General features: G+C 36.5%; 10 protein-coding genes. 7 read left to right on the top strand and 3 right to left on the bottom strand.

Annotation, left to right across the window (positions count from 1 at the left end; all coding sequences use genetic code 11):
* Positions 1-70 precede the first annotated feature (70 nt).
* The 3 genes from RT99_RS00775 to RT99_RS00765 all read left to right on the top strand — a co-directional run bounded on the left by RT99_RS00775 (position 71) and on the right by RT99_RS00765 (position 6280).
* On the top strand, positions 71-1849 hold the full coding sequence (locus tag RT99_RS00775) for an NPCBM/NEW2 domain-containing protein (RefSeq protein ID WP_042562800.1): 1779 nt from the start codon (positions 71-73) through the stop codon (positions 1847-1849).
* Between the two features lie 72 nt (positions 1850-1921).
* The gene (locus RT99_RS00770) at positions 1922-4360 is read left to right on the top strand and encodes a glycoside hydrolase family 2 TIM barrel-domain containing protein (RefSeq protein WP_052483471.1); all 2439 of its coding nucleotides are present in this window, start codon (positions 1922-1924) and stop codon (positions 4358-4360) included.
* 15 nt (positions 4361-4375) lie between these two features.
* A complete protein-coding gene (locus tag RT99_RS00765; protein WP_042562799.1) occupies positions 4376-6280 on the top strand; it encodes a glycoside hydrolase family 97 protein in 1905 nt (634 codons plus the stop codon).
* A gap of 109 nt (positions 6281-6389) precedes the next feature.
* Here RT99_RS00765 and RT99_RS00760 read toward each other — a convergent pair whose 3' ends face one another.
* From RT99_RS00760 to RT99_RS00750, 3 genes are read right to left on the bottom strand one after another with little or no spacing between them, the layout of a single operon-like run.
* A complete protein-coding gene (locus tag RT99_RS00760; RefSeq protein WP_042562798.1) occupies positions 6390-7148 on the bottom strand; it encodes an SDR family NAD(P)-dependent oxidoreductase in 759 nt (252 codons plus the stop codon).
* A gap of 17 nt (positions 7149-7165) precedes the next feature.
* Complete coding sequence (locus tag RT99_RS00755; protein WP_042562797.1) at positions 7166-7918, bottom strand: SDR family NAD(P)-dependent oxidoreductase; 753 nt, start codon at positions 7916-7918, stop codon at positions 7166-7168.
* Positions 7919-7933: 15 nt separating this feature from the next.
* Positions 7934-8530 (bottom strand): NADPH-dependent F420 reductase, encoded by a 597-nt coding sequence (locus RT99_RS00750; RefSeq protein WP_042562870.1) that lies wholly within the window; start codon positions 8528-8530, stop codon positions 7934-7936.
* Between the two features lie 128 nt (positions 8531-8658).
* Between RT99_RS00750 and RT99_RS00745 the strand changes: the two genes are divergently transcribed.
* From RT99_RS00745 to RT99_RS00730, 4 genes are all read left to right on the top strand, one after another.
* A complete protein-coding gene (locus RT99_RS00745) occupies positions 8659-9042 on the top strand; it encodes a helix-turn-helix domain-containing protein (protein WP_042562796.1) in 384 nt (127 codons plus the stop codon).
* Between the two features lie 233 nt (positions 9043-9275).
* Complete coding sequence (locus RT99_RS00740) at positions 9276-12014, top strand: substrate-binding domain-containing protein (RefSeq protein ID WP_042562795.1); 2739 nt, start codon at positions 9276-9278, stop codon at positions 12012-12014.
* Between the two features lie 230 nt (positions 12015-12244).
* Positions 12245-13603 (top strand): sugar porter family MFS transporter, encoded by a 1359-nt coding sequence (locus tag RT99_RS00735; protein ID WP_042562794.1) that lies wholly within the window; start codon positions 12245-12247, stop codon positions 13601-13603.
* Positions 13566-15176, top strand: coding sequence for a glycoside hydrolase family 32 protein (locus tag RT99_RS00730; RefSeq protein ID WP_042562793.1), 1611 nt, complete (start codon positions 13566-13568; stop codon positions 15174-15176). The genes RT99_RS00735 and RT99_RS00730 overlap by 38 nt, the downstream gene beginning before the upstream one ends.
* Positions 15177-15189 lie beyond the last annotated feature (13 nt).

Raw genomic sequence — 15189 nt, 5'->3', positions numbered from 1 at the left:
TTAATAACAAATGATTTAAAACTAAAATAGAAAATTATAAGATTTGTTTTTTAACCTAATTAAAATAAAAATGAAATTTAAACTTACCTTGTTTTTGGCAGTTGTCTTTAGTGTTACAAATGCACAAACAACCCCAAAATACCACCAATGGGCATCAACACCACCTCTTGGATGGAACAGTTGGGATTGTTTTGGAACAACCATTACGGAACAGCAGGTAAAAGAACAGGCCGATGCGATGGCAAAATACCTTTTACCCAGCGGATACAACTATCTCACAGTAGATATTCAATGGTATGAGCCTGAATCAAAAGGACATGCTTACGACCCCAAAGCGATGCTCACCATGGATGAATATGGCCGCTTAACTCCCGGGCTGAAAAAATTTCCTTCGGCTGCTGATGGAAAAGGTTTTAAGCACCTTGCAGACTATGTGCACTCCAAAGGGCTGAAATTTGGTATTCATATTATGCGTGGAATTCCTCGTCAGGCTGTCGAAAAGAATACCCCTGTACTCGGAACAAAAGTAAAAGCTCAGGATATTGCGATTAAAAGCTCTACCTGTGCATGGAATCCTGATATGTATGGTGTTAATGCTAATAGCCCCGAAGGTCAGGCTTACTATAATTCTATTGTGCAGCTGTATGCCGATTGGGGAGTAGATTTTATCAAGTGTGACGATATTTCAAGACCTTACGATGATGTGCAAAAAGCAGAAATTGAAGCGCTCCGCAAAGCGATAGACAAAACCGGTCGCCAAATTCTGTTAAGTTTGTCGCCCGGAGCAACGCCGGTTAAAATGGGCGAGCATGTTATGAATCATACCAATATGTGGCGCATCACTGATGATTTTTGGGATCGATGGGGATTGTTGCAAGGTATGTTTGAGCGAATGGATGTGTGGACACCTTTTCGTGGCCCCGGACATTTTCCAGATGCCGATATGCTGCCTATCGGGATTGTTGAATTCAAACGTCCAACCAATTTCACCAAAAACGAACAGTATATGCTTATGAGTCTTTGGGCTATTGGTCGTTCGCCACTTATTTTTGGTGGAGATATGACCAGGTTCGACGATTTTACGAGAGAAATGCTTACCAATCCCGAAATGCTCAAAGTAAATCAATACAGCCTAAATAACCGTCAGGTGTCGCGCGAAAAGAATCTGATTGTGTGGACAGCCGATGTCCCTAATAGTAAAGACAAGTATGTGGCTCTTTTTAATGCGCAAAGCAAGGGAGAGAATGTAGATTTCAACAATGCAGATTATGTAAGTCCAATAATCGCTGGCAAAGGGAGTTCGCAAAAGATAGAAGTATCGGTAAAAGAGGGTAAAAAACTTGTTCTCTTTGTGAAAGATGGCGGCAACGGTTTTGATTGGGATCATATCGTTTGGGTCGATCCTGTACTTCACGGTTCTAAAGGCGATTTAAAACTGACTGACCTCAAATGGCTGAGCGCAACTTCAGGCTGGGGAGAAGCGAATGTCAATCGAACCTGCGACAATAACCCAATTATTATAAATAATGAAACACGAGAGGGAATTGGTGCTCATGGAGAGTCTGTGATCGTTTATCAATTGCCCGAAGGATATGATTCTTTTACAGCAACCGGCTACGTAACACAGGAAATAGGCTCAGTGACTTTTGGAGTTTTGGTTGATAAAGGAACATTGAATTTTCCCGATAGCGCAAATGTAAAAGTAAACTTTGAAGACATTGGTACAAAAGGCAAAGCAAAAGTGCATGATTTGTGGAGTCACAAAGATCTCGGAACTTTTAATGGAAACTTTGAGCGTGAATTGCCACAACATGGTGCCGGACTCTATCGAATAAGTCCTTTGCATTAAGATAATTACGCAATAACAAATTGATGAATATTCATATCAATAATACCAATTATAAATATAAACGCAACAAAAATGAATAGCTTAAATTTATACAAAAATCAATATCTCACAAAACAAATAGTATTCGCATTTATACTATTTACAAGCTTTTTTTCTGGATATGCACAAGATGGCGTAGAAAGAAAACAGCTATTTGATTATGATTGGAAATTCTTTCAAGGCGACGCTTCTGAAGCCAAAGCAAATGACTTTAATGATCAGAGTTGGCGTAAACTTGATTTACCACACGATTGGAGTATTGAAGGAAAAATTCATCCCAAAAATGCTACTGGAGCAGGTGGCGGATATTTTCCGTCAGGAATTGGCTGGTATCGCAAAACTTTTCTCGTACCTGATAGTTGGAAAGCAAAGAAAATAGCTATTTATTTTGAAGGCGTTTATATGAATTCGGAGGTTTTTATCAACGGAAAATCACTTGGTGTTTATCCTTATGGTTATTCCTCATTTAGTTATGACCTTACACCTTATTTGATTTTTGGAAAAGAAAATGTTATTGCAGTACGTGTCGACAACTCACAACAAATGAACAGCCGATGGTATAGTGGTTCAGGAATTTATCGTCATGTTTGGATGATCGTTACCAATCCAGTACATGTTGCAAATTGGGGCGTTGCTGTTTCAACTCCCGAAGTATCTTCAAAAAAGGCGACTGTACTGGTAAAAACCACGGTTAAAAATGAAACAGCGGCTATTCAGAGAATTGTTGTTAAAACCGATCTTTTCAATAAAAGTTTAAAAAATGTTGGAAACAATCAGACGCAGGTTGAGGTTCCTGCCAATGGCGAGAAAGAAATAACTCAAACCATACAAGTATCAAACCCGATGCTTTGGACACCGGAAACGCCGAATTTATATCAGGCTCAGATTCAGGTTTTAAAAGATAAAAAAGTACTGGACGACACAAAAAATAATTTTGGTATTCGTTCCCTAAAATTTACGGCAGAAAATGGTTTTCAATTGAATGAAAAAACAGTAAAAATAAACGGTGGGTGCGTTCATCATGACAACGGTTGTTTAGGCACTGCTGCTTTTGACCGTGCCGAAGAGCGCAAAGTAGAATTGCTTAAAGCAGGAGGATTCAATGCCGTGAGAACTTCTCACAATCCGCCTTCTGAAGCCTTTCTTGATGCTTGTGACAGATTGGGTCTATTGGTAATGGATGAATCTTTTGATTGTTGGAAAATGGGGAAAAACACCAATGATTATGCAAAATATTTTGAACAATGGTGGAAAAAAGATTTACAAACCATGATTTTGAGGGATCAAAACCATCCCTCTATTGTGATGTGGAGCATAGGTAACGAAATCGTAGAACGAGGAAAACCTGAGGCAGTTGAAACAGCTAAAATACTTTTGCAGGAAATAAAGAAAATAGACAAGACAAGACCTGTAACTTCTGCAGTTGTAAATTTAGACAAATGGGAAAACCTCGATCCTTTGATAAACGTACACGATGTTGCCGGCTATAATTACAACCTGAATACCGCTCCGGACGATCATAAAAGAGTGCCTTCGCGTATCATAGTTCAGACGGAATCTTATCCAAAAGATGCTTTTAATAATTGGAAACTGGTACAGGAAAACAATTATGTAATCGGGGATTTCGTTTGGACAGCGATGGATTATTTAGGTGAGTCAGGAATTGGACGTTATTATTATTCCGGAGAAGTTCCCGGACAGCATTGGGAAAATGATTTCTTCCCTTATCATGCTGCTTATTGTGGTGATATCGATTTGATTGGCTGGAGAAAGCCTATTTCTCATTACAGAAGCATGTTGTATAATAACAATGAGAAACTCTACATGGCAGTTCGTGAACCAGCCCCGGAACCGTTAGAAATTAAAGAAACCTGGTGGTCGGTATGGCCAACATGGGAAAGCTGGACATGGCCGGGTTTTGAAGGGAAAACAATTCAGGTTGAGGTGTATTCAAAATATCCAAAAGTGAGACTATATCTCAATGACAAATTAATTGGCGAACAAAAAACGAGTAAAGACGAGCAATTTAAAGCTACTTTTCCGATTCCATATGCTGCAGGTTTGCTTAAAGCTGTTGGTGTAGAAAATGATAAGGAAATGGAATCAACAATTCTTCAAACTGCTGGCGATACCTCAAAAATAAAATTGACAGCCGATCGAAAAGAAATACTAGCCAACGGACAGGATTTATCATTCATAACTATTGAAATAACGGATAAGGATGGGATATTCCAACCTAATGCTGCCAACCGTTTGAATTTTAAAATTGATGGACCGGGTGTCATTGCCGGAGTAGATAATGCTGATATAAAAGACATCGAACAATATGTAGGCGATACACGTAAAGCATGGAAAGGCAGAGTTTTAGTCGTAATAAAAAGCAATCATCAGGCTGGTGAAATTAAATTAACGGTAACCTCAAATCAGTTGGAAGAAAATAGTATTTTTATTAAATCAACTCAGAATAAGTAATATATAAACAGAATTATGAAACGTACCATCACTTTTCTATTCTTTATTTTAAGTTCATTTATAATAAATGCACAAGAAATAATTTCGCCTAACGGGAAAATAAAAGTTATTTTGAATTTACCCGATAAAAATGCAGCACACAATCTTTCTTTTAAGGCTTTATATAAAATTGAAAATAAGTTTACAGAGGTATTGCCTGATTCTAAATTAGGTATTAATCGTGCTGATGAACAGTTTACAGACAACCTGAATTTTGTTGCAGAATCAAAACCTGTTTCAATACACGATAAGTACAAAATGGTTTGTGGCAAACGCCGATTATGTGAAAATTCAGGTACAGAAAAGACCTTCAGCTTTCAAAATTCAAATCAGCAGCCCATGAATATTGTTTTTCGGGTTTATAATGATGGCGTGGTATTTCGTTATGTTTTTCCAAATCACTCAGATTCAAAGGTTGATATTATTAACGAAGCCACAACTTATGTATTAGCGGATAATACATCTTGTTGGATGCAGCCTTATGATATTTCGTATGAAAAGTTTTTCCCGTTAAACAAAACTGATTCAGCTAACAAAGGGCAGGAATGGGGTTTCCCGGCTTTGTACAAAGTGAATGACCAACCAGTTTGGACGCTAATTTCTGAAGCGAATATAACAGCCAATAATTGTGCTGCAAAATTATCAAACCTCAAAAATACAAACCAATATCAGGTTACGTATCCTTCTGCCCGTGATAATTTTCAGCAGACGGGTGTTAAGGCTACATTACCATGGAATTCTCAGTGGCATACACTTATCATTGGAAAATTGTCTGATATTGTCGAATCCACTTTGATTTCAGATGTAAGCGATCCCAATCAATTAAAAGACACAGAATGGATTAAACCCGGAGCAGTTTCCTGGATTTACTGGGCAAATAATCATGGCTCAAAAGATTATAAAAAGGTAGTGGAATATGTTGATTTAGGGGTAGAAATGAATTGGCCTTATGTGCTGATCGATTGGGAATGGGATGTAATGACTAATGGCGGAAATATAACCGATGCCGTAAACTATGCAAAAAGCAAAGGAATTAAACCATTAATGTGGTACAATTCAGGAACAATATGGCTTGATCCCACACCAAATGATCGTTTACTTACTGCAGAAAAGCGTGCCAAAGAATTTTCGTGGCTCAATAAAATAGGAGTCTATGGAATTAAGGTTGATTTTTTTGCCGGTGACCAGCAAGATATGATGAACTATTATATTGATATCCTGAAGGATGCAGCCAAATATCATTTATTAGTAAACTTTCATGGTGCAACAGTACCGCGTGGCTGGTCACGTACCTACCCCAACCTCATGACAACAGAGGCGGTATATGGTGCAGAATGGTACAATAATGATCAGGTATTGACTAATAAAGCCGCAGCTCATAATACCACACTTCCGTTTACACGAAATGTGATTGGCTCAATGGATTATACTCCGGTTACATTTTCAGATTCACAACATCCACATATAACTTCTTATGCGCATGAGCTGGCTTTGTCTGTTGTATTTGAATCAGGATTGCAGCACTTTGCCGACAAACCTTCAGCCTACGAATCTTTACCGAAAGAACCAAAAGAGTTTTTGAAACATGTTCCTTTTGTATGGGATAATACAAAACTAATCGATGGTTATCCGGGAGAGAAAGTGATTATGGCGCGAAAGAAAGGAAATAAATGGTATATCGGCGGGCTAAACGGAAAAAATGTACCTCAGACTTTAGTCGTGAAGTTTGATTTTATTGATAAAGGAGATCACAGTTTTCAGCTTATCAAAGACGGGAAAGATGATAAATCTTTTTCTTCTGAAATAATAAAGATCAAAAAAGGAGCTACTTTAAAAGTTGAATGTCTTCCGGGCGGAGGATTTGTTGGTTTAATAGAATAAATAATATTTAACTACAATTTTCTTTGTTTAAAGTTATTTGAAGAACAAAAAAATCCCTATTTCCGAAAGAAACAGGGATTTTCCGCATTATTGTTTTTTATTTTCGGATTTAAAAACCATACATACCACCCGAAACGGAAATTTGTTCTCCCGTAATCCACGCTGCATCATCTGAAGCAAGAAAAACAGCAGCTTTCGCAATATCCTCAGGCTGGCCCCTACGACCAAGCGGTGTATTGGCAATAAACATTTTTTCATACTCACTGCCGGGAGTAACACCGGCACTAGTTGCACCTTCTGTTTCTGTAGCTCCCGGCAAAATAGAATTGATACGAACTTTTTTTGCACCCAGTTCTTTCGATAAGGAAATCGTTATGGCGTCTAATGCCGCTTTGGTTGCGGAGTACAAAGAAACTCCTGCCATCGGTGATTTGCTTGCACCCGAACTGATATTGATTATAGTACCGCCCTTATCGCCAAACAGTTTCAAAGATGCCTGAATAGTAAGTACAGGCCCCAGAACATTAACGTTGAAATGCTGATGAAAAGCTTCTGGCGATGCCTGCTCAATAGGTAAAAATTGCTGAAAGACCGCATTGTTTACCAAAATATCCAACGTGCCAAAAGCCTTCTTTGTTTCTTCAAAAAGTCTTGTTACATCAGCTTCTTTCGACACATCTGCCTGTATCGAAATGGCTATGCCTCCATTATCGGTGATCTCCTTTACCACACTGTCGGCGCTTTCTTTGCTGGAGACATAATTCACAATTACTTTTGCACCCTCTGCTGCAAAGTGTTTGGCGATAGAAGCCCCTATGCCTTTTGCTGCACCCGTAACTACAGCTACTTTATTTTTTAATTTACTCATTTCCAGAATTTTTAAAATTATTTAGACAAATAGGTCATACCACCATCAACAAGAAGTTCAGCACCAAGCATAAACGAAGAATCATCAGAAGCAAGGAATACCGCAGTTTTTCCAATGTCAGAAGGTTGCCCGATTCTGCCTATTGGCATTTCTCCTGCAAAGTGTGTTTTTAAAGCTTCAATTTGTTCTGCGGGAACAAACTTATCAAATGCCGGAGTATCTGTTGTACCTGGCGTTATAACATTTGTCCTAATTTTTCTGTCTAAAAGATCACTTGAAAATGCTTTTGCAAAATAGATTACAGCCGCTTTTGCAGCACCATAAAGCGTAAAGTTCGGATATGCGCGATGTGCTGCATTCGACCCGATAAGAATAATAGAACCACCATCATTCATATGCGGCAATGCTTTGTGAACAGTGAAGTAAACACTTTTCAGGTTTAAATCAATTGTTTTGTCAAATTCGGCTTCGCCAATAGTTGCCACAGTACCTACAGTTCCGCCACCTGCATTGGCTACAATCACGTCTATTTTACCAAATTTCTCCGAGGTTTCCTTATACACTCTTTCCAGGTCGGCAAGGTTGGTTACATCAGCGTTTATAGCTATAAAATCATCGCCAAGCTGAGCCACGGCACTATCTAAAGTTTCCTGATTTCTACCAACGATAACGCCTTTAGCACCTTCATTTTTAAATTCCTGTGCAATACCAAATCCGATACCGCTATTGCCACCTGTAATTACTGCTACTTTGTTTTTTAATCTGTTCATTATTTTAGTTTTAAATTATTTTTTTAATTTGATAAGATTTAATGTTGGTAATGATCCGCCAGGAAATCGCTGCAATTTTCCGCCTTCGTGCAGCGTGCCCAAATCAATACCGGCAAATCCGATGCTATTAATTATGCCTGACACAACATCTTTTGCATCGTCATTATTTCCGGAATAGAAAATCACCCTGCTTCCATTAGCAACTTGTGGATTTTCTGCCAGCACATTTGCATATAAAGTATTAAAAGCTTTAACCACTTTTGCACCTTTTGCCCATTGGCTTACTACTTCGCTGGATGTTTTCGAACCCGGTTCTGCCGATATAAATTCGGGTAAACTGGCATTTGTAGTATCTATGAGGATTTTGCCTTCTAAAGAAATGTTAGATAATGCCTCCTGAGCGTGTTCCCATCGTACTGCAAGAAATACGACATCGCTTTCGGCTGCTTCCTGCACAGAACCTGCGGTGATATTGCCGCCAATTTGTTTTATTTTTTCTGTAAGTGTATCGGCACCACGGCTGTTGCTGATAATTACTTGATAACCTGCTGCAGTTAAGTATTTTGCGAGTGTTGTGCCGATAGCTCCGGCACCGATAATTCCTATTTTCATGTTATACATTTTAATTGTTAAACTATTTTATTACTTTTGTTTCACAAAGATACTATTGATAGTATCTTTATGAAACAGCAAATGTGCCAATCTAGTTACTTTGAAGTAACCAAAAAATTAAAAGTGTTATGAGAGATCAAAGATTTTTTGCCGCAGAATGTCCTATGACAAGGGCTATGGTATCGTTAGGAAGCAAATGGAAACCGATTATTATTCATACTATCCATACCAGAAAAATCAGGTTTGGACAGTTGGATGCCATTATTCCGTTAATTACAAGGAAAGTGCTGACACAGCAATTAAATGAACTGGAAGAAGACGGAATTTTGTTTAGGGAAGAATTTATAGAACTGCCGCCCCGCGTTGAATATTCGCTTACCGAAAAAGGATTGGCATTATTGCCTATCTTAAAATCTGTTTGCGAGTGGAATGTGTTTTACGAAAACACCAAAATGTGTGACCTTAAAAAATTGGAGCAGGAAAACAGGAAAGAAAAAAAGAAAAAGATTTAATCCTTTTTATCAAAACATACCAAATATTCTTCGTCTCTGGCTAAACAATAGCTACGCATGAATTTTTTATTTACTGATTTGCATACACGAAATAAAAGTTTAATTTTACCTTATTATATATCGCCTTCCCGCTTGTCAACGAAAATAATCCTTCCTAATTATTTTGACAGGTTGTTGGTCTAAGAAGGTGTTTTTTTGAAAACTCATTTTTCATCTGTATAAACTCATTATTCATGTATTCAATTATAAAATATATTTTGATGCTTTTTTTAGCATCATTAAGTTTAGTTTCCTGTAAGCAAAAACAAGGTGATAAAATCAAAGTTGGATTTTCTCAGGCCATGACTACCGATGATTGGCGCAAGCAAATGAACAGCTCTATAAAAATTGAAGCTTCACTACAACCTGAAGTAGAATTAAAAATTAGTGATGCCAATAATAATATCGAGAAACAAATTGATGATATCGAAAGATTCATCTCTAATAAAGTAGATGTAATTATTGTATCTCCAATTCAATCAAAACCCCTAACTGCCGTAGTCGAAAAATCTATAAAAGCCGGAATCCCTGTTCTCGTTGTAGACAGAAAAATTGATGGCGAAAAATATACGGCTTATCTTGGAGCTGATAATATTGAAATTGGGAGAATTGCGGGTCGTTATATAGTTTCACACAGTAAAGGTTCGGGCAAAATTATCGAAATTACAGGAGCAATTGGTTCTTCGCCAGCTTACGAGCGCAGTTTAGGATTTGGACAAATAATAAAGGAGAACAAGCGCATAAAAATTGAAAATACGATTCATGGTGATTGGGAGGGAGAATCGGTAAAAGAACCTTTAAAAGCAATTCTGTTAAGCAATCCCAATATTGAATACATTTTTTCTCATAATGATAGAATGGCTCTAAGCGCTTGGGAAACGGCTAAAACGGTAGGACTCGAAAAGAAAATTAAATTTATTGGTGTAGATGGACTGAATACCGTTAATGGCGGTATAGAATTGGTGAAAAGCGGCGTTTTAGACGGTACCATTTTATATCCTACAGGAGGAAATGAGGCATTAAAATTGGCGTTAAAAATGTACAATAAAGAACCAATTGCAAAAAACAATATTCTCAATACCATTGTAATCGATAAGAACAATGCTGAAATTATCGAAAATCAAATGGATAAAGTCGATCAGCAGCAGGCCGTTATAGATTCGCAGCAAGGAGCAATAAAAGTTCAGGAAAAAGAATATGCTTCGCAGAACAATCTGGTTCGATTGCTCAGTTTCTTTCTGGTGATTATTTTGAGTTTGACGATTTACAGTATTTATTCGACTATTTCTATTTCAAGAAAGAAAAAACAGCTTGAAAGAATTAATCAGACTGTTATTGATCAGAATAACGAAATTCAGGAAATGGCTCAAATTGCCCAAAAAAGCAATGAGGCAAAATTGAATTTCTTTACCGGACTTTCGCATGAATTTAAAACGCCCATAACTTTGATTATGAGTTATGTAGAATCGTTAATCGAAAATGAAAAAATCAAAGGAACCACGCTTGTCGATGAGGTAAAACTAATTCATAAAAACTCAAACAGATTACTTCGATTAATAAATCAATTGCTGGATTTTAGAAAAATTGAAGAGCAAAAATTTACATTAAGAGCTTCAAATACTAAAATTTATGATTTTACAAATGAAGTAATGACCAACTTTAAAGGTGAAGCTGCCCGCAGAAATATTGATTTTCAGCTTACCTGTAAAAATAAAAACCTTGAATTGTTTATCGATAGAGGATTGATGGATAAAGTGTATTTTAATTTGCTTTCTAATGCCTTTAAATTTACACCTGATAACGGAAAAATCATTATTTCTATTGTAGAAAATCAGGACAATACCGTTAAAATTAGTTTTAAAGATTCCGGAATCGGAATCCCTGAAAATGAATTATCAAATGTTTTTAATCCGTTTTTCAGGGCTTCAAATAATAATAAAAACAGTTCAGGAATTGGACTTCATCTCTCCAAAGAATTTGTGCTTTTGCATCACGGAACAATCGAATTAAAATCAAAACAAGGAAGCGAATTTGTAATTACTTTATTAAAAGGAATTAGTCATTTACAGCCTTCTGAAATGATTAATAAAGGGGAGAATCTGGATGTAACGCCAAATTTAATATCAGATAATTTAGATATCGAGACTGAATTAAGCGATGTAAATGTAGTTTCTGAATCAGAAAAACATACGCTTTTGGTTATAGAAGACAATATCGATTTAGTCGCATTTTTAAAAGCTAAATTATCAAATGAATATGTCGTTTATACATCTGATGGAAGCGACGCTATAGAAAAAGCAATGGAAATTGTTCCGGATATTATCATTTGCGACATTAATCTTGTAGACAAAGACGGTTACGAAATTAGCAAAGAATTGAAAAAGGATTTGCGTTCATCACATATTCCAATTATTATTTTAACCGCGCAAAGTGATAAGGAATCTACTTTAAAAGGTTTGCAAAGCGGAGTAGATCAGTATCTTACAAAACCTTTTAGTCTTTCTATTTTAAAACAATCCATTTCGGGCTTGCTTTTCAACAGAGAGAAACTTCGTTATTATTACACTAATAATATTTATCGCATTGAGCCTGAGTCTAAATTTGGCAATCAGGAACAGTCATTTATTACTAAAATGAATGATATTATTAAAAGAAATGTTGAAAATCCCAAATTCTCAGTTGAAGATTTAGCCGATAAACTTGGTGTATCGCGAGTACAGCTTTATCGAAAAGTAAAAGCGATTATCGGAATTAATATCAGCGATCATATTAATAATGTGAAATTGGAGAAAGCGGCAGAGCTTTTAAAGTCAAATGATATGAATATTTCTGAAATTGCATACTCACTTGGATTCTCTTCTCCAAACTATTTTTCTACAGCTTTTAAGAATAAATTTGGAATTTCACCAAAGGAATATAAATCTTCCAATTAATATTAGTTCAAAATTGACACAAAACACGTATCAATTTTGAACTTAATGTAACAAAATCGAAACTACATGGTTTTCGTAAATAAATTTTAAATTGTGTAAAGCCTTGTAAATAAGGCTTTTTTCGTTTAAATGTCAATCTATCAGTATTTATAGAATTAAATTGTAACATCATTAAAAATAAGTTGTTTTTTTTGCGGATATCTTAGCGATAAGTTTTTAATACATCTACAATGAACAAGATATTAATTTGGTCTGTTACTGCTGCACTGGCAGGTTTTCTATTCGGTTTTGATACCGTAGTTATTTCTGGAGCTGATAAACAATTACAGCTTCTTTGGCATTCTTCTGATGCTTTTCATGGATCTGTTGTTATGGCAATGGCACTTTGGGGAACTGTTGTAGGTGCTATTTTTGGAGGAATCCCAACTAATAAAATAGGTCGTAAAAAAACACTATTCTGGATCGGGATTTTATATTTCATTTCGGCTGTAGGTGCTGCTTTTGCAAATGATCCATTTGTATTTGCTGCGTTCAGATTTATTGGAGGCTTGGGAGTTGGTGCTTCTACTATTGCTGCTCCGGCCTATGTTTCTGAAATTGCCCCGGCTGACAAACGCGGACGTTTGGTTGCTTTGTATCAGTTTAATATTGTACTAGGAATTTTGATTGCCTTTATCTCAAACTACTTTTTAAAAGATATTGGAGAAAATGCCTGGCGTTGGATGGTTGGAGTTCAGGCTATTCCATCTTTGATTTATATACTTTTTATACTTACAATTCCGGAAAGCCCAAGATGGTTATTGTCTAAAAACCGTGATGAAGAAGCGCGTAAAGTGCTTTTCAAAATTGATCCAACTGCAGATCTTAAAGATATCATGGACGATTCCAGAGAAAATGGTGTTACCAAACATGAAAACATCTTCATGAAGAAATACCGTTTTCCATTGATATTGGCTTTTTTGATTGCATTTTTCAATCAGTTCTCGGGAATCAACGCCTTTCTATATTATGCGCCAAGAATTTTTGAAGAAGCAGGTTTAGGACAAAACACCGCTTTATTAAGCAGTATCGGAATCGGGATTACCAATCTTATCTTTACTTTAATCGGTGTAGCATTAATTGACAAATTAGGAAGAAAGTTGTTAATGTACATTGGTTCAATCGGATATATAATTTCTTTAGGATTAGTTTCTGCTGCATTTTATTTCAATTGGGGAGGATTATCTGTACCTATTTTCCTTTTCTTATTTATTGCTTCTCACGCCATTGGTCAGGGAGCTGTGATCTGGGTTTTTATTTCAGAAATTTTTCCAAATCACATTCGTGCGTCGGGGCAGGCATTTGGGAGTTCAGTACATTGGGTTTTGGCAGCGATTATTCCATCTTTAATTCCAATGTTATTTTCAGAAATAGGCCCTGAAGTCGTATTCTTAATTTTTACGCTTATGATGGTCCTGCAATTACTGTTTGTCATTTTTCTAATGCCGGAAACCAAAGGAATATCATTAGAAGTTTTAAGTGAAAATCTAACTAAAAAAAATATCAAAAACCATGAAATCAAAGAAACATCTACCGCTGACATTTTATAGTGTCGCTGTACTTTTAATAGGAGCTTGCAAACCGACTTCGGCGACAGCCCAAACAACAGCAATAACTACAGTTTCAACTTCTTCAGAAGAAAAAATGTACCGTCCTAATTTTCATTTTACACCAAAAAAAGGCTGGATGAACGATCCTAACGGAATGTTCTATGCAAATGGTTATTATCATTTATTCTATCAACATTATCCTGACGGAAATAAATGGGGACCAATGCATTGGGGACACGCCATTAGTAAAGATTTAATTAAATGGGAAGAACAGCCAATTGCGATTTATCCGAATAAAGACAAATTTATTTTTTCTGGAAGTGCGGTTGTAGATACAAACAATAGTTCAGGTTTAGGTACTGGAAAAACAGCTCCAATTGTGGCGATTTATACGCTGCATGATATGACAAAAGAAAAAGAAAATAAAATTGATGTCGAGCAACAGGATATTGCATATTCGAACGACAATGGTTTTACATGGCAGAAATTTGAGGAAGGAAATCCGGTTATAAAAAACCCTGGAATTCGTGACTTCCGTGATCCAAAAGCGACCTGGGATGAAACGCACAAACAATGGATAATGGTTTTGGCAGCTCAGGATCGATCACAGTTTTACAAATCGAAAAACCTTAAAAACTGGGAATATCTATCTGATTTCGGAAAAAATATTGGAGCCCACGGAGGTGTTTGGGAATGTCCGGATTTCTTCGAAATTAAAGTGCAGGGAACCAACGAAACCAAATGGGTTTTGATTCAGAGTTTGAATCCGGGCGGTGCTAATGGAGGTTCCGGAACACAGTATTTTATTGGAGATTTTGACGGAAAAACGTTTACGCTGGATGCTAATTTTACCAAAAAAGTAGAACAGGAAAAAGCCGTTTGGATTGATTACGGAAAAGACAATTATGCCGGCGTAACATGGAATAATGTTCCAAGTGCTGACGGTCGACGATTATTTATTGGATGGATGTCTAACTGGGATTATGCGCAAGATGTGCCTACGACTGCATGGAGAAGTGCTACTACAATTGCACGTGAAATTCAGTTAGTAAAAAAAGGAAATGATTATAGCTTAGTTAGCAATCCGGTGAAAGAAATCAACAAATATGTTTCTAAAACCATCAAAGGGAAAAACCTTAAAGGAAAAGGAAAACTTTCAATTCCGGAAGCTGGAAAAATTGATTTAACCAAGGCAATTGTCAATCTTGATTTAAAAAACTTAAAACAGGACACGTATACTTTTACACTTTCAAATGCAGCCGGAGAATCTTTAACGTTCGGATTAAATAATTCAGATCATTATTTATTTCTGGATCGTTCGAAAGCAGGAAAAAATGATTTCTCAGAAAAATTTGCTTCAACAATTACCAAAGCGCTTGTAGACGGAAATCAGAAAGAAGGTGTTTTTAAAATCATTTTAGACAAAACATCTATTGAAATATTTTACAACAATGGCGAGAAAGTAATCACTGAAATCTTTTTCACAAACCAGCCATTTACTTCTCTGTCGGTTTCTTCAAACGAAGGAATTGAATTGAGCAACATCGTAATTAACCAATTAAATATAAACTAACTAAAAACCACTA

Source organism: Flavobacterium sp. MEB061, from assembly GCF_000834715.1.
Classification (GTDB): Bacteria; Bacteroidota; Bacteroidia; order Flavobacteriales; family Flavobacteriaceae; genus Flavobacterium; species Flavobacterium pectinovorum.
The sequence above is the reverse complement of the archived record's forward strand: the minus strand, read 5'-3'. Positions and strand labels throughout refer to the sequence as shown.